General features: G+C 69.5%; 21 protein-coding genes and 1 tRNA gene. 20 read left to right on the forward strand and 2 right to left on the reverse strand.

Features of this window, described 5'->3' with window-relative positions:
• The first annotated feature begins 447 nt into the window (after positions 1-447).
• The 14 genes from AC07DC_RS11710 to AC07DC_RS11775 all read left to right on the forward strand — a co-directional run bounded on the left by AC07DC_RS11710 (position 448) and on the right by AC07DC_RS11775 (position 11,697).
• Positions 448-714, forward strand: coding sequence for a DUF6284 family protein (locus tag AC07DC_RS11710; RefSeq protein WP_478914213.1), 267 nt, complete (start codon positions 448-450; stop codon positions 712-714).
• Positions 711-1,526, forward strand: coding sequence for a DUF2637 domain-containing protein (locus AC07DC_RS11715; RefSeq protein ID WP_478914214.1), 816 nt, complete (start codon positions 711-713; stop codon positions 1,524-1,526). The genes AC07DC_RS11710 and AC07DC_RS11715 overlap by 4 nt, the downstream gene beginning before the upstream one ends.
• On the forward strand, positions 1,526-1,897 hold the full coding sequence (locus tag AC07DC_RS11720; protein WP_478914215.1) for an RRQRL motif-containing zinc-binding protein: 372 nt from the start codon (positions 1,526-1,528) through the stop codon (positions 1,895-1,897). The genes AC07DC_RS11715 and AC07DC_RS11720 overlap by 1 nt, the downstream gene beginning before the upstream one ends.
• Positions 1,898-1,925: 28 nt before the next feature.
• Entirely contained in the window at positions 1,926-4,166 is a 2,241-nt protein-coding gene (locus AC07DC_RS11725) for a cell division protein FtsK (protein WP_478914216.1), read from the forward strand.
• A 140-nt stretch (positions 4,167-4,306) separates the two neighbouring features.
• Positions 4,307-4,603 (forward strand): hypothetical protein, encoded by a 297-nt coding sequence (locus AC07DC_RS11730; protein ID WP_478914217.1) that lies wholly within the window; start codon positions 4,307-4,309, stop codon positions 4,601-4,603.
• Complete coding sequence (locus AC07DC_RS11735; RefSeq protein ID WP_478914218.1) at positions 4,594-4,788, forward strand: hypothetical protein; 195 nt, start codon at positions 4,594-4,596, stop codon at positions 4,786-4,788. Before AC07DC_RS11730 ends, AC07DC_RS11735 begins: the two co-directional genes overlap by 10 nt.
• A 19-nt stretch (positions 4,789-4,807) precedes the next feature.
• On the forward strand, positions 4,808-5,434 hold the full coding sequence (locus AC07DC_RS11740) for a hypothetical protein (protein WP_478914219.1): 627 nt from the start codon (positions 4,808-4,810) through the stop codon (positions 5,432-5,434).
• Between the two features lie 5 nt (positions 5,435-5,439).
• A complete protein-coding gene (locus tag AC07DC_RS11745) occupies positions 5,440-5,778 on the forward strand; it encodes a hypothetical protein (protein WP_478914220.1) in 339 nt (112 codons plus the stop codon).
• An 84-nt stretch (positions 5,779-5,862) separates the two neighbouring features.
• A complete protein-coding gene (locus tag AC07DC_RS11750) occupies positions 5,863-6,573 on the forward strand; it encodes a DNA methylase (protein WP_478914221.1) in 711 nt (236 codons plus the stop codon).
• Positions 6,570-7,430 (forward strand): bifunctional DNA primase/polymerase, encoded by an 861-nt coding sequence (locus AC07DC_RS11755; RefSeq protein ID WP_478914222.1) that lies wholly within the window; start codon positions 6,570-6,572, stop codon positions 7,428-7,430. Before AC07DC_RS11750 ends, AC07DC_RS11755 begins: the two co-directional genes overlap by 4 nt.
• Before the next feature lie 370 nt (positions 7,431-7,800).
• On the forward strand, positions 7,801-9,345 hold the full coding sequence (locus tag AC07DC_RS11760; RefSeq protein WP_478914223.1) for a YfjI family protein: 1,545 nt from the start codon (positions 7,801-7,803) through the stop codon (positions 9,343-9,345).
• Positions 9,346-9,637: 292 nt separating this feature from the next.
• A complete protein-coding gene (locus AC07DC_RS11765) occupies positions 9,638-9,853 on the forward strand; it encodes an excisionase family DNA-binding protein (protein ID WP_478914224.1) in 216 nt (71 codons plus the stop codon).
• 84 nt (positions 9,854-9,937) lie between these two features.
• The gene (locus tag AC07DC_RS11770; RefSeq protein ID WP_478914225.1) at positions 9,938-11,218 is read left to right on the forward strand and encodes a tyrosine-type recombinase/integrase; all 1,281 of its coding nucleotides are present in this window, start codon (positions 9,938-9,940) and stop codon (positions 11,216-11,218) included.
• A gap of 140 nt (positions 11,219-11,358) precedes the next feature.
• Positions 11,359-11,697, forward strand: a complete 339-nt coding sequence (locus AC07DC_RS11775; RefSeq protein ID WP_478914226.1) for a DUF6422 family protein — start codon at positions 11,359-11,361, stop codon at positions 11,695-11,697.
• Positions 11,698-11,833: 136 nt separating this feature from the next.
• Here the strand turns inward: AC07DC_RS11775 and AC07DC_RS11780 are convergent.
• A tRNA-Cys gene (locus AC07DC_RS11780) sits at positions 11,834-11,905 on the reverse strand.
• Positions 11,906-12,116: 211 nt separating this feature from the next.
• Here AC07DC_RS11780 and AC07DC_RS11785 point away from each other — a divergent pair.
• The 5 genes from AC07DC_RS11785 (at position 12,117) to AC07DC_RS11805 (ending at position 18,073) form a co-directional block, all read left to right on the forward strand.
• Positions 12,117-13,532 (forward strand): MFS transporter, encoded by a 1,416-nt coding sequence (locus AC07DC_RS11785; protein WP_478914227.1) that lies wholly within the window; start codon positions 12,117-12,119, stop codon positions 13,530-13,532.
• Positions 13,533-13,743: 211 nt separating this feature from the next.
• Positions 13,744-15,534, forward strand: coding sequence for a DEAD/DEAH box helicase (locus tag AC07DC_RS11790; RefSeq protein WP_478914614.1), 1,791 nt, complete (start codon positions 13,744-13,746; stop codon positions 15,532-15,534).
• 463 nt (positions 15,535-15,997) lie between these two features.
• Positions 15,998-16,180, forward strand: coding sequence for a hypothetical protein (locus AC07DC_RS11795; protein WP_478914228.1), 183 nt, complete (start codon positions 15,998-16,000; stop codon positions 16,178-16,180).
• A gap of 308 nt (positions 16,181-16,488) precedes the next feature.
• The gene (locus tag AC07DC_RS11800) at positions 16,489-17,181 is read left to right on the forward strand and encodes an IclR family transcriptional regulator (protein WP_478914229.1); all 693 of its coding nucleotides are present in this window, start codon (positions 16,489-16,491) and stop codon (positions 17,179-17,181) included.
• Positions 17,182-17,284: 103 nt separating this feature from the next.
• A complete protein-coding gene (locus AC07DC_RS11805; RefSeq protein ID WP_478914230.1) occupies positions 17,285-18,073 on the forward strand; it encodes a S16 family serine protease in 789 nt (262 codons plus the stop codon).
• A 273-nt stretch (positions 18,074-18,346) separates the two neighbouring features.
• On the opposite strand, the gene AC07DC_RS11810 is transcribed toward AC07DC_RS11805, so the two are convergent.
• Positions 18,347-18,820 carry an Lrp/AsnC family transcriptional regulator gene (locus tag AC07DC_RS11810; protein WP_478914231.1) on the reverse strand — a complete coding sequence of 158 codons (474 nt, stop codon included), beginning with the start codon at positions 18,818-18,820 and terminating at the stop codon, positions 18,347-18,349.
• Positions 18,821-18,944: 124 nt separating this feature from the next.
• On the opposite strand from AC07DC_RS11810, the gene hppD reads away from it, so the two are divergent.
• Positions 18,945-20,090 carry a 4-hydroxyphenylpyruvate dioxygenase gene (gene hppD, locus AC07DC_RS11815; RefSeq protein WP_478914232.1) on the forward strand — a complete coding sequence of 382 codons (1,146 nt, stop codon included), beginning with the start codon at positions 18,945-18,947 and terminating at the stop codon, positions 20,088-20,090.
• Positions 20,091-20,115: the final 25 nt, after the last annotated feature.

Below are 20,115 nucleotides of genomic sequence, written 5' to 3' on the forward strand. Positions count from 1 at the left end.
TCCACCGGTCCAGTCTCTTGGTGTGGCCATCGCCAGTCCGGAACTTTCGGAGGGGCTGATCACGTCACGCACAACTCCACAGCGTGATCCACCGCAGTACGACGGCCGTGAGGACTCCGGTCGAGGCGAGTGGAGACCAGCCGATCGAGAACGGGCCCCCGTCACAACCGGGCCCAACACCCCGTAGGGGGACACGCCATCGGCTCTAAAGAACCGCATGGCTCAACCTTCGTCGTGCTGACCCTCGGGATATCGGATCTCTCCGAGACGAACGACCCCATGCGCAGGGAGATCCGCCATCACCGCTTCACCGCCCCGGCATCTCGCCGTGAGGGCGCGGGATCGAATCCCGTCCGGGGCTCTCCACCCACACAACGGCGCGCGGCCCCGGTGCTCGAACACCGGAGCCGCCTTTTTGGGCCGTCCATCCTGAGAGGAACACGACCCATGAGGTACATCGGCACTGTTCAGGCGGTTGTTACCGCCGCAGACGTTGAGCGCGAGCCGACGGACGCTGAGCTGGCGGGCATCGAGGTTGAGATGCCCGTGATCCTGGCGGAAGTCGAGTTGCTGGACGCACAGATCATGACGCTCGGTCGCCCCGCGTCCGAGGTGGACGTACGGCGGATCCGGCGGGCGGAGCGCAAACTGCTCGCTGAGCGCCGGCGCCTGGCGAACCTCGGCCGGCAGAACCCGGCGGGAGTGGGGGCATGAAGCGGCTCCCGAAAACCCTGCTGGTCCTCGCCCTCGTCGGCGTGGTGGGGATGGCGTTCCGGGTCTCCTGGAACGCCCAACGTGACGTCGCGGCCACGGTCGGGGCGGACGGTACGGCCTCGCTGCTGTATCCGTTCGTCGTCGATGGGCTGATGGCGTTGGCGCTCGTTGCCACGCTGGTGCTGACCGGCCAGGACCGGGCGACCGCCCGATGGGTGCTGGCCGGATACACGGCCGCGTCGCTGGTCCTGAACTACGTACACGGCCTGGTCCCCGCGCTCCACACCGGCGGAACGCGCATGGTCCTCGCCGAGTGGGCGCCCGCAAACTGGGCGCTGGTGCTGCTGGCCACCTCGCTGCCGGTCGGGTCGATTTTCTTCGGCTCCGACCTGGTTGCGAAGGTGTTGCACCACCAACCCGCAAACCAGGATGAATCATTGATGATGCTGACGAATCAGTCGGTGTCTGACCTGCAAGAGTCGACCCCGCCCGCAGTCCCGGAATCCCCGGTCCGTCCGGCGCTGGAATCGGCAGACCCGCACCCGCCCGCCGACCCGATCGGGCAGGTGGCTGCGGCGGCTGTACAGGCGCCGCGTCGGGCGACCGGTCGAGTGCCCGTAGCGGCCCGCAACCCCCGACCGATCCGCACCCCTGAGCAGCTCCTCACCGAGGGTCGGGAGGTTACCGCGGCTTGGTCGGACGACGCTCTGACCGCTGAAGCGATCCGCAAGGAACTGCGAACGGCACCGGCCAAGGCCCGTGTGGTCCGCGACGCGTTGAAGGCTGAGCGCGGTCTCACGGACGCGGCCTGATGCGCTTCTACGACCCGGACGGGGTGCGGTTCGGGATCCCTACCTTCCCGTTCCGTCTCGCCCCCGATGGTCTGGCGACCCGCCGGCAGTTACGGGCCGATGGGCTGCGGCCGGGCGGGCAGGACATCGCCGCACAGGTGATGTGGCACTCCCGCCGCTACGGCCGCCGCGTCCGTGTCGCGTACCTATACCGGATCGAGAGGGCCGTGCCGGTCCGGCCGATGACTCCGGCCAAGTGGGCGTCACTCGCCCTGGCGAACGCGGCCCGGCGCGTGTGTCCGCGCTGCCACAAGGACGCCGGATACGTCATCGCATCCTCGCTCGGCATGTGCGTGACCTGCGCCTACCCCGAAGAACAGCGCGTTGCCTGAACCTCCCCACTCAAGGAGCAGACCCACCGTGTCTGAAAACCCGCTGACCAACCACCCCAACGACGACGACCCGGACAGCCGCGACACCGACGCGGCCGGCGGTACCGAAGGTTCAGTGCTGCCGTTCCTGTCCAAGCGCGGCAAGACCGTCCCGGACGCGGCGCCCGATGAGCCCGCGACCGGTGAGCAGGAGATCGACCTCCCCGACGAGGACCCCGAAGCCGAGGGTCTGATCGAGGGCGAGGCCGTTGACCGGCCGCAGGTGAAGTACCCGACCGCGCTCGCGGAGACGATGCGGGCCAAGGACAAGGCCCGCCACAGCGTCATCCCCGCGTGGCTGAAGTCGCCGGAGCAGCGCAAGCAGGTCGCCCGTTGGGCGGTGCGCCACTACGCGGCCGTGACCGGCTTCCACGCGGTACGGATCCCGCTGTACTGGGCCAAGCTCACCGCCTACGCCCCGTACGGACTGGCCCGCTGGATGGGAGCTGCCGCCCGCTGGGTCTCCGACGCCGAATCCCGCCCGGTCCGCCTGGCGGCGGTGCGGGCCGAGGACGCGGCGGAGTACCTGCGTCTGGCCCGCATCCGGGACGGACGGGTGAAACTGCGCGGCATCCTCGCTTCGCTGGCGAGCCTGGTCGGCCTCGGTGCGACGCTGGCGATGTGGGTGCTCGCTCCCACGTGGCTGCTCGCGCTGGCGGTGGTCATCGTGACCGCGACGTTCGGTTGGGCGGGCATTCCCGCTGACCGGCCACTGATCGAGTCGGCCCGGGTCAAGTTCCGTAACCGCAAGCTGACCAGCGACATCGTGTCGCGGGCGTTCATCGCGGCCGGGCTGACCAAGCCCGATCAGGGGGTCGCGTTCCCGCGTCCGATCGTGCCCGATGGCGACGGGTACCGCGTGACCGTCGACCTCCCGTACGGCAAGACCTTCGTGCAAGCGCTCAAGGCCCATGAGTCGCTGGCATCGGGTATCGACGTGGCGCCTACGCAGGTGTTCTTGGACAAGGACGTGACCAGCGCGCGGCGGGTGTCGATGTGGGTGGCGAACCAAGACCCGCTGGCCGTTCCCGCTGGCCCCTCCCCGCTGATCACGGCGGAACGGGTGGACTTCTGGAAGCCGTTCCCCTGGGGCCGCGATGAGCGCGGCAACGAGGTGGCGGTCACGATGCTGTGGCTGTCGCTCCTGGTCGGGGCGGTGCCCCGGCAGGGCAAGACGTTCTCCGCACGGACCATCGCGCTGGCGGCGGCGCTGGATCCGTACGTGCGCCTGATCGTGTTCGACGGGAAGGCGTCGCCGGACTGGCGCAACTTCGCGAAGGTCGCGCACCGCATCGGGTTCGGGATCGTGCCGAAGAACGGCATCGACCCCGTGCTGCACCTGATCAACGCGCTCACCGAGCTGAAGGCCGATGTGGAGGACCGCTACCACCGGCTGTCCGAGCTGCCGTTGCACCTGTGCCCGGAGGGCAAGCTCACCCCGGAACTGTCGCGGAACAAGGCCATGAACATGCCGCTCACGATGGTCGTCATCGACGAGGTGCAGGAGTACTTGCAGCACCCCGAACACGGCAAGACCATCCTTGACCTGCTGGTCTACCTCGCCCGCGTCGCCCCGGCGGTCGGTGTGTCCGTCATGAACTCCACGCAGAAGCCGGACGACAAGGCGTGCCCGTCGGTCCTGCGCGACCAGCACCAGGCCCGCTTCGCGCTGATGGTCGGCTCCTGGCAGGTCTCGGACGTCATCCTGGGCGCCGGCTCCTACACCGAGGGACTGGACGCGTCGCGGCTGCTGCGCTCCCACAAGGGCGTTGGGCTGCTCAAGGGCATGTCCGACGAGTCGGGGATCGTGCGCACCTACCTCGCCAACGGCCGCGACGCGGAGAGCATCCTCACCCGCGCCGCAGCCCTGCGCGAGTCCGAAGGCACCCTGTCCGGCGACGCCATCGGCCAGAGCGCCGGCAACGACGCGGCGGCGGACACGCTGCTGGACGACATCGCCGCCGTGGTGCCCCGCTCGCAGGCCAAGGAGTGGTCCGAGATCGTGGTGGACGCGCTCGCGGACCTGAACCCCGAGCGGTACGGCATGTGGGCCGCGCTGGAAGGCCGCGCCAAGGCAGACCAGCTCAACAACGCGCTCAAGCCGTACGGCATCGGCACCGAGCAGATCGGCCGCCGCATCGACGGCAAGCCCGTCACCCGACGCGGCATCGTCCGCGAACACATCACCTCCGCCATCACCGAGCGCAACCGGAAACGCCCCGCCGCATAGGTCCCCGAGGTCGCTAGCGCTAGCACCACACGTCGCTAGCGCTAGCGACCTCGCTAGCGACCCAACCAACCCCTGATCAGGTCGCTAGCGGCTAGCGACCCACCTGCGCAAACCCCAAAAACCGGCCCTGGAGGCCCATCGTGCCCCTGCCCGCGCTCGCTAGCTTCCTCCTCCTACTGTTCACGCTCTGCTACGCCGGACTGTGTGCCGCGCAGCCGTTCGCGTCCTGCCGCAAGTGCCGGGGCTTCGGCTTCGCGACCAAAACCGACCGCAAGGGCCGGGCCAAGCGCGGCAAAGACTGCCGCCGCTGCAAGGCCATCGGCGCCCGCATACGACGCGGCCGGCACCTGTGGAACCTGTGGCGCCGCACCCACGAACGCGGCACCCGACCCACCCCGACCGCCAGCACCCGAACGGAGTCCCGCCCGTGGCTGTGACCGTCTCCCTCGTCCTGCTGTTCGGCGCCCTGCTCGCCTTCCTGCTCAAGGTCGGCTCCATCAAGGGAGGCGTCTGCTTCGTCGCCGTGATGTTCGGCTTCCTGCTTGCTTCTACCGGCGCGGCAGGCCCGATCAACCACGCACTCACCGGAGCCGCCCACACCATCGGCGACATGCGCCCCTGAGCACCGGAACGGAGAACCCATGTACGAGACCACCCCACCCCCGCCCACCATGCGCCATCAGCTCATCGCGGCCCTGCCCAAAGTGGCCCCCGTCCTGGCGACGTCCACCGTGCTGATCCTGGCGCGCCTGTGGAACGCCAACGGCGCCGAACACTCCGTCGGAGACGCGTGGCTCATCGGCGTCCTCGCCACCGGAGCCGCCATGGCCGGAGGCGCGTCGGCAACCGGCCGCAACGCCGACGGCACCGTGACCGGCATGGCGTTCACCGCCGCCGGAACACTCGCGTTCGCCGGTGTCGCCGCCTACGCGGACGACCTGCCGCTACCGCTCCTGCTGTGGGCCATTGCCACCGTCCTTGCCTACACGCTGGCCGCCCGCTACTGGCGCACCGACCGCCGCGAAAGCGTCGCGTACGACCGGCGCACCGTGGAACGCCACGAGGACCACCGGCACGTAGAGACCGTGGAAGTCATTCGGGCCCGCGCGCAGGTCGAAAGCGCACAAGCCGGGGGCGCCTACGCCACCGCGCTCGCCGCAGCCCTCACCGCCCGCGCAGCCCTGCCCGGATTCGACCCCGCCGCCCTAGCCATGTCCGGGCTGCCCGAACTGACCGCCGCAGACACCGACCCCGAAAGGACCTGGTGACCCGCATGCCCATACCCGCCGCGTACACCGACGCCCCGCCGATCATCCGCGAAATCAACCTTGTCCTGCACCTCGTCGCGGCACTTCGCGTCGCATCGACCCCGGAGCGGATGCGGGAGCTGCAGCTCCGCAAAGCCGCGCTGCTGGACCGCATCGCCCTCAAGACCCCGGACGACACCGACGCGGCCGACGTCGCGGGCGACGCAGCCATAGAGCTGATGCGCCAGGACTACGGCCCGGTGGAGACCGCAGCGGAACCGCCGCTGACTCTGCTGGGGATCGCTGCCCGCTGCTACGTCCGTGACCAGTACGCCGCGTACTCCAACGGCCTGCGCGCCACCTGACTGTGCCCGGGGCGGACGCCTCTCGCCAAAGAAATCGTCCGCCCCGGCTCTTCCCCCCGTTCCAAGGAACAGGAGACCTCCAGCATGACCCACCACGCGTTCCTTCGGCGATCCCGCGCGCCGCGCCTCTTGGCGGCATTCTGCGGCGTCGGTGGTGACACTCTCGGCTACCAGCGGGCCGGCTTCCACGTGACCGGCGTCGACATCAACCCGCAGCCCCGCTACATCGGTGACGCCTTCTACCAGGGCGACGCCATCGCCTTCATCCGCGAGCACGGCCACCGCTTCGACTTCATTCACGCAGGTCCCCCGTGCCAGTTCGACTGCACCCTGACTGCCGGCACCAACGCCGCCCGCGGCTTCGACTACCCGGACCTCCTGACCCCCACGAGGGAAGCCCTGGAATCCACCGGCCGCCCGTATGCGATCGAGCAGCCGCCAGGACGGGCTTCCAAGCGCATGCGGATCGACGTCACGCTGTGCGGCGAGATGTTCGGCCTCGCAGTGCAGCGGCACCGGAACCTCGAACTGGGCGGTTGGAGCACCCCCAAGCCGCAGCACGTCCCGCATCGCGGTCGAGTGGCCGGGATGCGGCACGGCGTTTGGTACCAGGGCCCGTACTTCGCGGTCTACGGCGAAGGCGGCGGCAAAGGCACCGTCCCGCAGTGGCAGCACGCCATGGGCATCCACTGGACGGACATCCGCAAGGAGATCGCCGAAGCCATCCCGCCCGCCTACGGCCAATGGCTCGGGGAGCGGTTCCTCACCGCGACATCCGGGGCTGTGGCGGCATGAACGAACTCCTGGCCACCGCCCTGGAACTGGCAGCGAAAGGCGTGCCGGTGCTGCCCTTACGGCAAGGAAAGGTGCCGTTCGGGAACTGCCGGACCTGCTCCGGCAACGCCTGCGGAGGACGGCCCAACATGAAAGCCCCGGGCCTTTGCCGGTGCCCGGCGGTCTGCCACGCATGGGCTGCCGCCACCACCACCCCTCAGGTCATCGCGTCTGCCGAATGGGCCAGGGCATGGCGTCACGCCGGAGCCGTCGCCTACCACCCGGGCGGAGCCGGGCTCACCGTCGTCGACCTGGACAACGTGCAGGCCGTCACCTGGGCGCGGGAGACGCTGCCGGTCACTCGCACAGTCCCGACAACGCGCGGGGAGCACTGGATCTACCTGGGCGCCCTCCGGTCCGCGAACACGGTCCGCCCCGGTGTCGACATCAAATCCCGCATGTCCTACGCACGCTGGCGCGGCGCCGGGCACGGCTTCATGGTCACTCTGCCGACCTCTGTCCGCGCGCTGGTCGCATCAGAAGAGACCACCCCCGCCCCGGGGCCGGTGGTCTCTTCTCACCGTGACCGGGCCGACTGGAACAGGGCGGTAGCAACCGGATGCCGCCATACCGAGAAGTACGTGCGCACCGGTCTGGATCGCGGCCTGGCCCTGATCCGCAGCCACACCGAATCCGGCGCCGCGTCGCAGGCGTTCGGTGTAGCCCGATTCCTGGCAGCGCAGCACGCACAGTGCACGGGGCCGTGCGGCATGGACGTACTCGAACGGCAGCTCGTTGCCGCAGCCGTCGCCGTAGGTGTCCCCGAGACATACGCCCGACGGGCCGTCGCCAACGGCTACGCGGGGAGGGCAGCATGAACGACCACCCCGAATCCGCAGCACCCACCGGCCGACAGCTCACCCTGATCGGACCATCAGACGCGACTCCGACCAAGGCCACCTCCGGGCGGGCGGTCGTTCCTCGAAAGACGCCGGCCGCAGGCCGTCCTTCCATGCCTGTCAGCTCTGAGCCGCACGGTTCGACCCCCGGACCCGCGTGGGTGGTCGCGTGGATCCACATCGTGGCCCCGGAGTACTGGAGGGCTCCCGTGTCCGCCCATGCGTGGTGCCAATGCGGATTTGAGCGCCGCGCCCGCGACCGCCGCAGCGTCCTGCTGGTGGTCGAACAGCACATCGCGCACCGCACCCAATGCCCGCTCCGTAACGCTGCCGAAGGGAGGCAGGCCGCATGAGCACCCCGAGCGAATCCCTGCCGGACCTGTGGGACGCGCCTCTTTCCGACCCGGACGAACCCGCCCCGCAGGTCTGGGACAACCCCGTACCCCTAACCGGTCACCATCAGCTTCGCGCCTTCCCCGCTCACGCCCTGCCCGGATGGCTGCGGGAGTTCACTGAAGCCGTTGCCGAGGAGACCCAAACCCCGATCGACCTCGCCGGATGCGTCGCCCTGGCGGTACTGGCCACGGCTGCCGGCGGGCGGGCGGTAGTGAACGTGCGGGGGAACTGGCGGGAACCCACGAATCTGTTCGTGGTCGTGGCTCTCCCACCGGCCAACCGCAAGTCCGCCGTGTTCGACCTGCTCTCCGACCCGCTCTACGAAGCGGAGAAGCAGCTCCAGGCCGCGACGAAGCCGCTCATCGCGGAAGCGCAGTTGACCGTGGAACTGGCGAGGGAAGCGGCCAAGGAAGCGGCCGTTCTCGCCCGGGGTGACGGGTCGCGCGATGAGCTGGTGGCGACCGCCGTGGCGATGGCACAGAGCGCAGACACTCTCAAAGTCCCGGTGCTGCCGCAGTTGCTCGCCGACGATGCGACTGCTGAGACCGTGATTACCCGCATGGCAGAGCAGGAAGGACGCATCTCCGTCATGTCGGCGGAGGGCGAGATCTTCGACATCATCGCCGGTCGCTACACGGGCGGTGCCCCCAACATGGGGCCGTTCCTCAAAGGTCACGCGGGGGACCGGCTGCGCGTGGATCGACAGACCCGCCGCGAGTACATCGACCACCCCGCACTGACCATGGGCCTGTGCGTCCAGCCACAGGTACTGGACGACATCGGACGCATCAAGGGCGGCAGGGGGCGCGGCCTACTGGGGCGGTTCCTGTACTCCCTGCCGGAATCCCTGGTCGGCCAACGCCTCTCCAACCCCGCACCCATCCCGGCGGACGTGCGGGCGACCTACACCCGCCGCGTCATCGCCCTGACGCTCTCCCTGGCGGACTGGACGGACCCGGCGGTACTTCAGACCACCCCCGACGCGGACGCGGCGCTTCTGGCCTTCCAAGACCTTGTAGAGCCGAAGTTGGCGGCGCGGGGAGGGGCGTTCGGGCACATCAGTGACTGGGCGGGAAAGCTGGTCGGAGCCGTGGCCCGCATCGCCGGTCTGCTGCACCTAGCCGAGCACCCGGACAACGCGCACACCACCCCGATCACCGTCGCGACCATGGAAGCCGCGATCGAGGTAGGCCAGTACTTCGCAACGCACGCGCTGGCGGTATTCGACCGGATGGGCGCGGATCCCACCGTGGCCAGGGCCCGCACCCTCCTGGACGTCCTGAAGACGGCTGAAGTCGGCGAGATCAGCAAGCGGGATCTCCTGGTGAAGCTCTCCCGCTCCGAGTTCACCACCGTCGCGGACCTCGAACCCGTTCTCGGTCTGCTGGAGGACCACGGGTGGGTGCGGAGCCTCCCCGTCGCCAGGACCGGCGGTCGCGGCCGACCGCCCTCCCCGCGCTACCTCGTGCACCCGCGAGTGCACGACCCCGCCGCCTGAGCGGCTGAATCCCTCCACAGAAACCACGGAATACACAGAAATACCGCACCATCGCTCTGACCTGCGACGGAACCCCCGTACGGGCGCCTCCGGCGGCTCCCACAGAAACCCCTGGAAGTCCCACAGAAATAGCCGTCCTTATTTCTGTAGGACTTCCGACGATTTCTGTGGGAGCCCGCCGCGTCGCCCCGCAGCTCATGTTCCCGCAGGTCAAACGGCTGAGCCGGTCTTTCTGTGTATTTCGTGGTTTCTGTGGCGCCCCCCGGTACCCAGAGCTGTCCCGAGGAGCCACGTGAACCCCGCCCCCAACGTCACGTACGACCCGACCCTCGTCCTGCTCACGGTCGAGGAAGCCGCCCGACGCCTCCGCATCGGCCGGACCACATGCTTCGCCCTTATCCGCGCCGGCGTACTGGAGTCCGTCATGGTCGGCGGCCTCCGCCGCGTCCCCGCCGACGCGCCGGCCGCGTACGTCACCCGTCTCCGCACCGTCCACCAAGCCGCTTGACGACGCCCGGGGCGGCGGCACTCCCGGACAGGACAGCCCGCCGCCCCGGTCTCCATCCCGACACTTAGAATCAGGAGTCTGCCTGTGGCAGAGGAACAGAAGCGCACGCGACAGCCCAACGGGCGCAGCTCGATCTACCTTGGCAAAGACGGTAAGTGGCACGGCCGCGTCACTGTCGGTATTCGCGACGACGGCACCCCGGACCGCCGTCACGTCGAACGCAAGACGCGTGCTGAAGTGACGACCGCCGTACGCGAGGTGGAGAAGCAGCGCGACGCCAAGACTGTGAGGAAGCCCGGCAAGGCGTGGACGGTCAAGACATGGCTGACTCACTGGATTGAGAATGTCGCGCCTCTCGCCGTTAACGACAACACGATGGTCGGGTATGGCGTAGCCGTGCGGAAGCACCTCATCCCCGGCTTGGGTGGTCACCGTCTCGACAGGCTCAAGCCCGAGGACATCGAGTCGTTCTACGCCAAGATGCAGGCCGCTGGCAGTAAGTCCGCGACCGCTCACCAGGTGCACCGAACCTTCCGCACTGCCCTCAACGAGGCCGTACGACGCGGACATCTCGGCAAGAACCCCGTTCAGTGGGCCAAAGCACCGAAAACGGGGGAGTACGAGGTGGAGCCCTACAACGTTCAAGAGGTACAGCGGTTGCTCAAGGCCGCTGACCAGCATCGCAACTCCGCACGGTGGGCCGTCGCCCTCGCCCTCGGACTGCGTCAAGGCGAGGTGTTGGGACTGCAGTGGGAGGACCTGGACCTTGAGGGTGCGTTCCTCGTTGTCCGTCGTAGTCGCCACCGGCCGCAGTACGCCCATGGGTGCGCGGAGCACTGCGGGCGCAAGGCTGCCGGGTACTGCCCGCAGCGGCGACGAACCAACCCGGAGTTGTCCACCACCAAGTCGCGCGCCGGCCGCCGCGCGGTCGGACTCCCCGAACAGCTTGTTGTCCTACTCCAAGCACACCTCAAGGCGCAGGAATCGGAGCGGAAGGCGGCCGGGAAGCGCTGGGAGGAGAACGGCTTGGTGTTCCCGGATGAGCACGGCCGTAGCCCGTCCCACCGCCGGGATTGGGAGGAGTGGAAGGCCCTTCTGGCAGATGCGAAAGTCCGAGACGGGCGTTTGCACGATGCGCGCCACACGGCCGCGACAGTCCTGCTGATCCTCGGTGTCCCCGAACGGGCCGTCATGGGCCTCATGGGGTGGTCGACCACCGCTATGGCCGCGCGGTATCAGCACATGGTGGACGCTGTGCGGACCGATGTCGCGCGGCAGGTTGACGGGCTGATCTGGAAGGTCAAGACGGACCGGCCAGATGATGACGACGACGGGGCGGCCGGAGTGCTCCTACCGTGCAACTGAGACGGAGAAGGCGGCGGGCAGGCACTGCTCCGACCGGTGCAAGGAGAGCGGGCATACGGTGCAGCTCGTGCGAGCCCTGCCGTGTCCGCCAACCAGCTTCTGTTACTACGGCTGCCTCGACCAATCAGAGGAGGACGAGGATGTCCGACGACTCGAAGCTGAAACAGCGGACGGAAGAGCAGGCGAAGGCGGTGGCGGAAGCCGCCTCGCTGGTCATCGACGCGCAGCGCGAGGCCGGGGCGATCGTGCGGAAGGCAGGGGTGGAGCTGCTGCCCGAGGAGAGCGACTGGTTCGGCAGGCCGTGCGGAGCGCACTTGGAGCCTCCACCCGCGAACCACAGGTGCGGCTGCCGGGACTATGAAGGGAGCGGCGGTGAAAGATGCAGGCGTGACTACCACGATTTGACTGGCCCGGATTTCGGCTCCGGACCGCCACGGAGGACCTGCAATCACCTGCCCAGGGAGCACCTGGACACCTGAGCGGCTCCTACCCAGCCTCTGCTTGATTCCCGTCCTACTTACGCACCAGCAACTGAGACGGGAACTGAGACGGACGACCGAAAGGGCGGCACCCCGACGGGGTGCCGCCCTTTCGTTTTGCCTGGTCAGGCCACGGAGGCCGTAGCGGGAATCGAACCCACGTGCCTCGCTTTGCAGGCGAGTCCCTAAACCACTCGGGCATACGGCCGTGTTGGTGACATCACCGACGATAGGGCGCCGCCCCCGGGGGCGGTCAACGGTCCCGGCGGCCCCGCAACAGGACCGCCATACGGCGACATACGCCGTTCACGAACCGGGGCGGGGGGCCGGAACGGTGGCCCGGCCTAGGACCATCGGCGGAGCGACAACCCGTCCGCAGGCAGGGGGTGAAATGCGTCTGCGCCCCTTACTCTTGCTCGGTGACCACCGTAGAAGCCCAGAGCAGCGAGCCGGCCGCCCCGCCGGAGCGGACCGGGATTCCGGACATCCCGGACACCGACGGCGTCCTCGGGCGGCGCTACCGCGCGCTCACCCTCGGCATCGTCTCCGTGGTGCTGCTCATCGCCTTCGAGGCGAGCGCGGTGAACACCGCGATGCCGGTCGCCGGCCGCGCCCTCGACGGGCTCTCCCTCTACGCGTTCGCGTTCTCCGGCTACTTCACCGCCAGCCTGCTGTCGATGGTGGTGTCCGGCGAGTGGTGCGACCGCAAGGGCCCGCTCGCCCCGCTCTTCACCGGCATCGCCGCCTTCGCGGCCGGACTGCTCATCTCCGGCTCCGCGCAGAACATGTGGACGTTCATCGCCGGCCGCGCGGTCCAGGGCCTCGGCGGCGGACTGGTGATCGTCGCGCTGTACGTCATCGTCGGCCGGGCCTACCCGGAGCGGCTGCGGCCCTCGGTCATGGCGTCGTTCTCCGCGGCCTGGGTGCTCCCGGTGATCGTCGGACCGGTGGTCGCCGGAGCCGTCACCGAACATCTGGGCTGGCGCTGGGTCTTCCTGGCCATCCCGGTGCTGGTCCTGCTGCCGCTCGCCGTGATGCTGCCGGCGCTGCGCAAGCTGACCCCGGGGGACAGGACCGCGGCCCTGAACGCCCGCCGCATCGTCCTGGCGCTCTCCGTGGCGGCGGGCGCGGGCCTGCTGCAGTACGCGGGCCAGGACCTGTCGCCGGTCATGCTCGTACCCGCCGCCGTGGGCGCCGCGCTCCTGGTCCCAGGCGTCCTGCGGCTGCTGCCCCGGGGCACCTTCCGCGCCACCCGCGGGCTGCCCGCCGTGATCCTGCTGCGCGGGGTCGCCGCCGGATCGTTCATCGGCGCGGAGAGCTTCATCCCGCTGATGCTGGTCACCGAGCGCGGCTATTCGGCCACCCTGGCCGGGCTCTCGCTCACCGGTGGTGGCCTGACCTGGGCGCTCGGTTCGTACGTGCAGAGCCGCCCGCGCCTGCAGCCGCACCGCGAGCGGCTGATCAGGATCGGCATGCTCCTGATGGCCGCCGCCGTCGCCGGCCCGGCCCTCGCGCTCGCCCAGTCGGTGCCCGCCTGGATCGTCACCGCCGCCTGGATCGTCGGCGGCTTCGGCATGGGCCTGGTCATCTCCAGCGGGAGCGTCCTGCTCCTCAAGCTCTCCCGCCCCGAGGAGGCCGGCAGCAACTCCGCCTCCCTGCAGGTCTCCGACGCCCTCGGCAACATCGTCCTCGTCGGCAGCTCCGGAGTTCTCTTCACCACCCTGGGCGGCGGCGCGGGCGACCCCGGCGCCTTCGTGGCCGTCTTCCTCTCCATGGCCGCGGTGGCCCTCCTGGGCGTCCTGGTGGCGGGCCGGCTGACGCCGAAGGCGGCCTGAACGCCGGTCAGGGGGCGCTCGGCGTGCAGAAGATCGCCGAGACCCTGCCCGGCTTCAGCGGCTGAGAGCCGGCGCCCGGCGACGGGAGCCCGGTGGTGAGGTGGTCGGCGCGGTGGCGTAGAACCGGGGTGACGGGCGTGCCGCAGGTACGCTTATGCGCTTGACGCTGTTGACGCCGACCGCTGCCGCTTCCGACCCCGCCCCGGAGACCGTGACTACTACCGCCGCCAGTGCCTCCCACCACCTTTCACCGGCCTTCCCCGGCCGTGCCCCCTGGGGCACGGCCGGAAAGCTGCGCGCCTGGCAGCAGGCGGCGCTCGACGAGTACATGCGGCTGCAGCCGCGCGACTTCCTCGCCGTGGCGACGCCCGGCGCCGGGAAGACCACGTTCGCGCTGACGCTCGCCTCGTATCTGCTCCACAACCATCTGGTGCAGCAGATCACGGTGGTCGCGCCGACCGAGCACCTCAAGAAGCAGTGGGCGGAGGCGGCGGCGCGGATAGGGATCAGGCTCGATCCGGACTACAGCGCGGGACCGGTCAGCAAGGAGTACCACGGCGTCGCGGTGACGTACGCGGGCGTCGGGGTGCGGCCGATGCTGCACCGCAACCGCTGCGAGCAGCGCAAGACCCTGGTGATCCTGGACGAGATCCACCACGCCGGTGACTCCAAGTCCTGGGGCGAGGCGTGCTCCGAGGCGTTCGACCCGGCGACCCGGCGTCTCGCGCTGACCGGTACGCCGTTCCGCTCGGACACCAACCCGATCCCGTTCGTGGCGTACGAGGAGGGCAACGACGGGATCCGGCGCAGCTCGGCCGACTACACCTACGGCTACGGGAACGCGCTCGCGGACGGCGTCGTCCGCCCGGTGATATTCCTCTCCTACAGCGGCAACATGCGCTGGCGCACCAAGGCGGGCGACGAGATCGCCGCGCGGCTCGGCGAGCCGATGACCAAGGACGCGATCGGCCAGGCCTGGCGCACCGCGCTGGCGCCGACCGGCGAGTGGATCCCCGCCGTGCTGAAGGCGGCCGACCAGCGGCTCACCGAAGTGCGCAGGAGCATCCCGGACGCGGGCGGGCTGGTGATCGCGAGCGACCAGGAGTCCGCGCGCGCCTACGCGAAGATCCTCAAGGACATCAGCGGTCACAAGGTGACGGTCGTGCTCTCCGACGAGAAGGCCGCGTCCAAGCGCATCGACGCCTTCACGCACTCGGACGACCGCTGGATGGTCGCGGTGCGCATGGTGTCGGAGGGCGTGGACGTGCCGCGGCTCGCGGTGGGCGTCTACGCGACGACGATCTCGACGCCGCTGTTCTTCGCACAGGCGGTGGGGCGTTTCGTACGGTCCCGCAGGCGAGGCGAGACCGCGTCGGTCTTCGTGCCGACCATCCCGATGCTGCTCGACTTCGCCAACGAGATGGAGGTGGAGCGGGACCACGTCCTGGACAAGCCCAAGAAGGCCGGCGAGGACGAGAACCCGTTCGCCGAGGAGGACCAGCTCCTGGCCGACGCCGAGAAGCTGGAGGACGAGGAGACCGAGGAGCAGCTGCCCTTCGAGGCGCTGGAGTCCGACGCGGTCTTCGACCGGGTGCTGTACGACGGCGCCGAGTTCGGCATGCAGGCGCACCCGGGGAGCGAGGAGGAGCAGGACTACCTCGGTATCCCGGGACTGCTGGAGCCGGACCAGGTGCAGATGCTGCTGCAGAAGCGACAGACCCGGCAGATCGCGCACAGCCGGCAGAAACCCGCGGACCAGGCCGACCTCATCGAGCTGCCGGCGGAGCGGCGTCCGATCGTCACGCACAAGCAACTGCTGGAACTGCGCAAGTCGTTGAACACGCTGGTGTCGGCGTACACCCACCAGAGCGGCAAGCCGCACGGCGTCATCCACAACGAGCTGCGCCGGGTCTGCGGCGGCCCGCCGAGCGCCGAGGCGACGGCGGGGCAGCTGAACGAGCGGATCAAGAAGGTCCGGGAGTGGGCCACGAAGATGCGCTGACCGCCGCCCGATCGCGGTGGGACCCGTCGTGCTTCTGTGGGTCGCTGTTATCGGACCACTGCTACCAGGTGAAATCCGACGACTGATTCGCCGTCGCCGTGCAGTAGACCGTCGCCACGGTGGGCGCCGAGGTGACGTTATGCGGGACAATTTCTCCATGGCGGAAAGCGGAACCTTCCGCAGTGTTTCCTGCGAGTCGGTTCCCGTACTCTTCAAACCATTTCCGGGATTCCCGCCCGGCCGTCCTCGGCGCGCCCACCGGGCGGTCCGGCCCAACACCCCGGTCGCGCTGACCGGTTCGTACTGGACGCCGGGCGGGACCGTGCCGGCCGAAAGCCCATTCCTGATACAATATCTGACGCATCATCAGGTGCATTTCGGACGCCTATTGACTTGTTGGGGTCGCGCCCTCTCAGTGTGCTGTGAATTGACGGAATGACATTCCCTGATCTTGCTGCGAAGAATGGGAGTCACGTGTTCTTGCGACGCGGCCGGCGCCGCCGCGAGCCGCATCTCCGCGAAGTCCCTGACGATCGCGACCGACGGGACCCTGTACGGGACCGTCACCGTCGCGTCCTCGGTGGCTCCGGCCGCCTATCTGCTCAAGGTCGAGGCGGGCGGGGTCTCGCAGACCGGCGCGACCTGACGGCGGGGCGGAGAACGGAACAACCGCAGGCGGCGCGGCCCCGGAACCGGGGCCGTGCCGCCTTCGTCATAGGCCCGTGAGCTTAAAGAGCGGGTCAGGACTTTTCCTCGGAGTGACCGGATTGTGGACGACCCCTTCCGCTGAGCGGTACTCGCTCGCTACCGTGCCCGTCACGCACGCGCCGTGGCAGAGCAGCCGCGGAGCGCAGCCGGTACCACCGCGACCGGCGGCCTCTCCGCGCGCTGCCGCGGGACCGGCAGTGCGTCCCGCCGTGAGATGTGCCGCCACTCATATGAGGAGGGGGCGTCGTGACCGCGGAGACATCTCAGACGCTCGACAGAGGACTGCGGGTCCTCAAGCTATTGGCCGACACCGACCACGGGCTCACCGTTACCGAGCTCGCCACCAAGCTGGGGGTCAACCGCACCGTCGTCTACCGCCTGCTCGCCACCCTGGAGCAGCATGCGCTGGTACGGCGTGACCTCGGCGGGCGGGCCCGCGTCGGGCTCGGCGTGCTCGGGCTCGCGCACCAGGTGCATCCGCTGCTGCGGGAGGCGGCGCTGCCGGCCCTGAGGTCACTCGCCGAGGACATAGGTGCCACCGCGCACCTGACCCTCGTCGACGGCACCGAGGCGCTGGCCGTGGCGGTGGTCGAACCCACCTGGACGGACTACCACGTCGCCTACCGCACCGGATTCCGGCATCCGCTGGACCGGGGCGCGGCGGGCCGGGCCATCCTGGCCGGTCGCGGCGTCCTGCCGCACGCACCCGGGCAGGAACAGAACGGCGCAGGGGCGGCGGAGCGGAACACCGAGCCGGTCCGCTACGTCCTGACCCATGGCGAACTGGAGGCGGGCGCCAGCGGCGCCGCCGCCCCGCTGATCGGGGTGACCGGGATAGAGGGCAGCGTGGGCGTGGTGATGCTCGCCGAGGCGGTGCCCGAGCGGGTCGGTCCCAGGGTGGTGGAGGCGGCGACGGAGGTCGCCGACGCGCTGCGCTAGGCCGTATTCCTCAGACGTGGCCCAGGCCACAGTCCGCCGCGTGGCGGGCGGGGTGCCCGGTAGGGGTGCCCCGCCCGCCACGCCGGTGGACTACATTCTCTGCATGCCCGCAGTCTCCCGCCGTGCCCGAGTCCTTGCCCTTTGCGCGACGCTGGTGGCAGCGCTGCTGGCCGTCGCGGCCCTCGCGCCGCTCCCGGTGTCGATCGTGGTGCCGGGGATGACGGCCGACGTGCTCGGCGCGGACAAGGGCCGCCAGGTGATCACCGTCACCGGCACCCCGACCCGGACCACCAGCGGGCAGCTGCGGATGACCACGATCGCCGCGACCCAGCCGGACGCGTCGGTGCACCTCCCCGATGTGCTCAGGGCCTGGTTCGCGACCGACGAGGCGGCGATGCCGCGCGCCGCGGTCTATCCCGGCGGCGGCTCGGTCCAGGAGATCGAGCAGCACAACGCGAAGGAGATGACCGACTCGCAGGACGCGGCGACCGGGGCGGCCCTCAAGCACCTCGGACTCTCCCCCTCGACGGTCAAGGTCGATCTGCACCTCGCGGACGTGGGCGGACCCAGCGCCGGGCTGATGTTCAGCCTCGGCATCATCGACAAGATCGACGGGAACGGCCGCGGCGGCGACCTGACCGGTGGCCGCACCGTGGCCGGTACCGGCACCATCACCGCCGACGGCAAGGTCGGCGCGGTCGGCGGCGTACCGCTGAAGGAACGTGCCGCCAAGCGCGACGGCGCCACCGTCTTCCTGGTTCCCAAGGGCGAGTGCTCCGACGCCAGTGCCGAGCTGCCCGCCGGACTCCGGCTGGTGCCGGTCACCGACCTGGAGGGCGCCCTGGCAGCCCTGGCCGCGATCAACACCGGCGGCAAGGTCCCCAGCTGCTGATACCGGATCGGCGTGGCGGGGCGACCGCCGCTCAGCCCTTCTTGATGAAGCCCTCCTGGATCAGCCACTCCTTGGCGACGTCGTGCGGGTCCTGCCCGTCCACGGCCACTTGGACGTTTCAGCTGCTGGGCGATCCGTGTGGCTGGCGTGCTGGAAGGCGTCGGTCAGCAACTGCTGGTGCCGGTTGCCGAGGTAGCTCCAGAAACTCAAGCCTCCGGCGCCCTCCTGCTCGTTCCCGAGGTTCCGACGCGTCCCCGGGGTCCGACCGTCACGTCACGGGCGGTCCTCCGCTGCCTGTTCGACCAGCGGGATGATCCGCAGGGGCACCGGATTTTCCATGACAATCGCCGTGGAGGCCCGCATGATGCCATCAAAGCCCACCACACGGTCGATCACCCGTTGAAGATCCGCGTTCGAACGGGCCACCAGCCGGCAGAGCATGTCGCCGTGCCCGGTCGTGGTGTGCAGCTCCAGCACCTCGGGCACGCCCGCCAAGTGGGCGCGTACGTCCGCACCTTGGCCCTGCTTGATCTCCAGCGTCGCGAAAGCCGTCACCGGATAGCCGAGCGCGGCCGGATCCACCTGGGGCCCGAACCCCCGGATCACCCCATTGGCCCGCAGCCGGTCCAGCCGGGCCTGCGCCGTCCCGCGGGCCACACCCAACCGCCTGGACGCCTCCAGCATCCCGATTCTCGGCTCGTCGGCGAGCAGCTTGATCAGCTGTCCGTCCAGCACGTCGATCCCCACGACTACCGCCTCCCGGTGGTCAGACTGCACAGATTGACCCGTGATTCCCTCGATTCACTGTGCTCATTGCGCAGTGAAATCGCAAACTGTTGCGCACTCTGGTCCGCAGGGCGAGGCTTTTGACATGACTGAGACGACTGAGACGCAGCAGACCCCCGAGGCCCAGCAGAAGGACCTGTTCCCGGTAAAGGGCATGGACGCCGTCGTCTTCGCCGTGGGCAACGCCAAGCAGGCCGCGCACTACTACTCGACCGCCTTCGGGATGAAGCGCGTCGCCTACTCCGGTCCGGAGAACGGCAGCCGCGAGACCGCGTCGTACGTGCTGGAGTCCGGCGGCGCTCGCTTCGTCTTCACCTCGGTCGTCAAGACCGCCACCGAGCGCGGCAAGTTCCTCGAGGCGCATGTCGCCGAGCACGGCGACGGCGTCATCGACCTCGCCATCGAGGTGCCGGACGCGCGCGCCGCCTACGCCTACGCCGTCGAGCACGGCGCCACCGGCCTGGAGGAGCCGCACGAGCTGACGGACGAGCACGGCACCGTCGTCCTCGCCGCGATCGCCACCTACGGCGAGACCCGCCACACCCTCGTCGACCGCTCCGGCTACACCGGCCCGTACCTGCCGGGCTACGCCGCCGCCGACCCGATCGTCGAGCCGGGCGCCCGCCGCTTCCAGGCCATCGACCACTGCGTCGGCAACGTCGAGCTCGGCAAGATGAACGAGTGGGTCGCGTTCTACAACCGCGTCATGGGCTTCACCAACATGAAGGAGTTCGTCGGCGACGACATCGCCACCGAGTACTCCGCGCTCATGTCCAAGGTCGTCGCCGACGGCACCCGCAAGGTGAAGTTCCCGCTCAACGAGCCGGCCATCGCCAAGAAGAAGTCCCAGATCGACGAGTACCTGGAGTTCTACGGCGGCCCCGGCGTGCAGCACATCGCGCTGGCCACCAACGACATCGTCGCGACCGTGCGCGCCATGCGCGCCGCCGGCGTCGAGTTCCTCAACACCCCGGACTCGTACTACGACACCCTCGGCGAATGGGCCGGCGAGACCCGCGTCCCCGTCGAGACCCTCCGCGAGCTGAAGATCCTGGTCGACCGCGACGAGGACGGCTACCTCCTGCAGATCTTCACCAAGCCGGTCCAGGACCGGCCGACCGTCTTCTTCGAGATGATCGAGCGGCACGGCTCCATGGGCTTCGGCAAGGGCAACTTCAAGGCCCTGTTCGAGGCGATCGAGCGCGAGCAGGAGCTGCGCGGCAACCTCTGAGGGCGGTACCGGGCCGTGCCGGGGC

Source organism: Streptomyces sp. NPDC045021 (genome assembly GCF_056432645.1).

Excerpts from the sequence above, each read along its gene's own strand:
- AC07DC_RS11710 (WP_478914213.1), top strand. The coding sequence starts at position 448 with ATGAGGTACATCGGCACTGTTCAGGCGGTTGTTACCGCCGCAGACGTT.
- AC07DC_RS11715 (WP_478914214.1), top strand. The coding sequence starts at position 711 with ATGAAGCGGCTCCCGAAAACCCTGCTGGTCCTCGCCCTCGTCGGCGTG.
- AC07DC_RS11720 (WP_478914215.1), top strand. The coding sequence starts at position 1,526 with ATGCGCTTCTACGACCCGGACGGGGTGCGGTTCGGGATCCCTACCTTC.
- AC07DC_RS11740 (WP_478914219.1), top strand. The coding sequence starts at position 4,808 with ATGTACGAGACCACCCCACCCCCGCCCACCATGCGCCATCAGCTCATC.
- AC07DC_RS11745 (WP_478914220.1), top strand. The coding sequence starts at position 5,440 with ATGCCCATACCCGCCGCGTACACCGACGCCCCGCCGATCATCCGCGAA.
- AC07DC_RS11750 (WP_478914221.1), top strand. The coding sequence starts at position 5,863 with ATGACCCACCACGCGTTCCTTCGGCGATCCCGCGCGCCGCGCCTCTTG.
- AC07DC_RS11755 (WP_478914222.1), top strand. The coding sequence starts at position 6,570 with ATGAACGAACTCCTGGCCACCGCCCTGGAACTGGCAGCGAAAGGCGTG.
- AC07DC_RS11760 (WP_478914223.1), top strand. The coding sequence starts at position 7,801 with ATGAGCACCCCGAGCGAATCCCTGCCGGACCTGTGGGACGCGCCTCTT.
- AC07DC_RS11775 (WP_478914226.1), top strand. The coding sequence starts at position 11,359 with ATGTCCGACGACTCGAAGCTGAAACAGCGGACGGAAGAGCAGGCGAAG.
- AC07DC_RS11795 (WP_478914228.1), top strand. The coding sequence starts at position 15,998 with ATGGGAGTCACGTGTTCTTGCGACGCGGCCGGCGCCGCCGCGAGCCGC.
- AC07DC_RS11805 (WP_478914230.1), top strand. The coding sequence starts at position 17,285 with ATGCCCGCAGTCTCCCGCCGTGCCCGAGTCCTTGCCCTTTGCGCGACG.
- hppD (WP_478914232.1), top strand. The coding sequence starts at position 18,945 with ATGACTGAGACGACTGAGACGCAGCAGACCCCCGAGGCCCAGCAGAAG.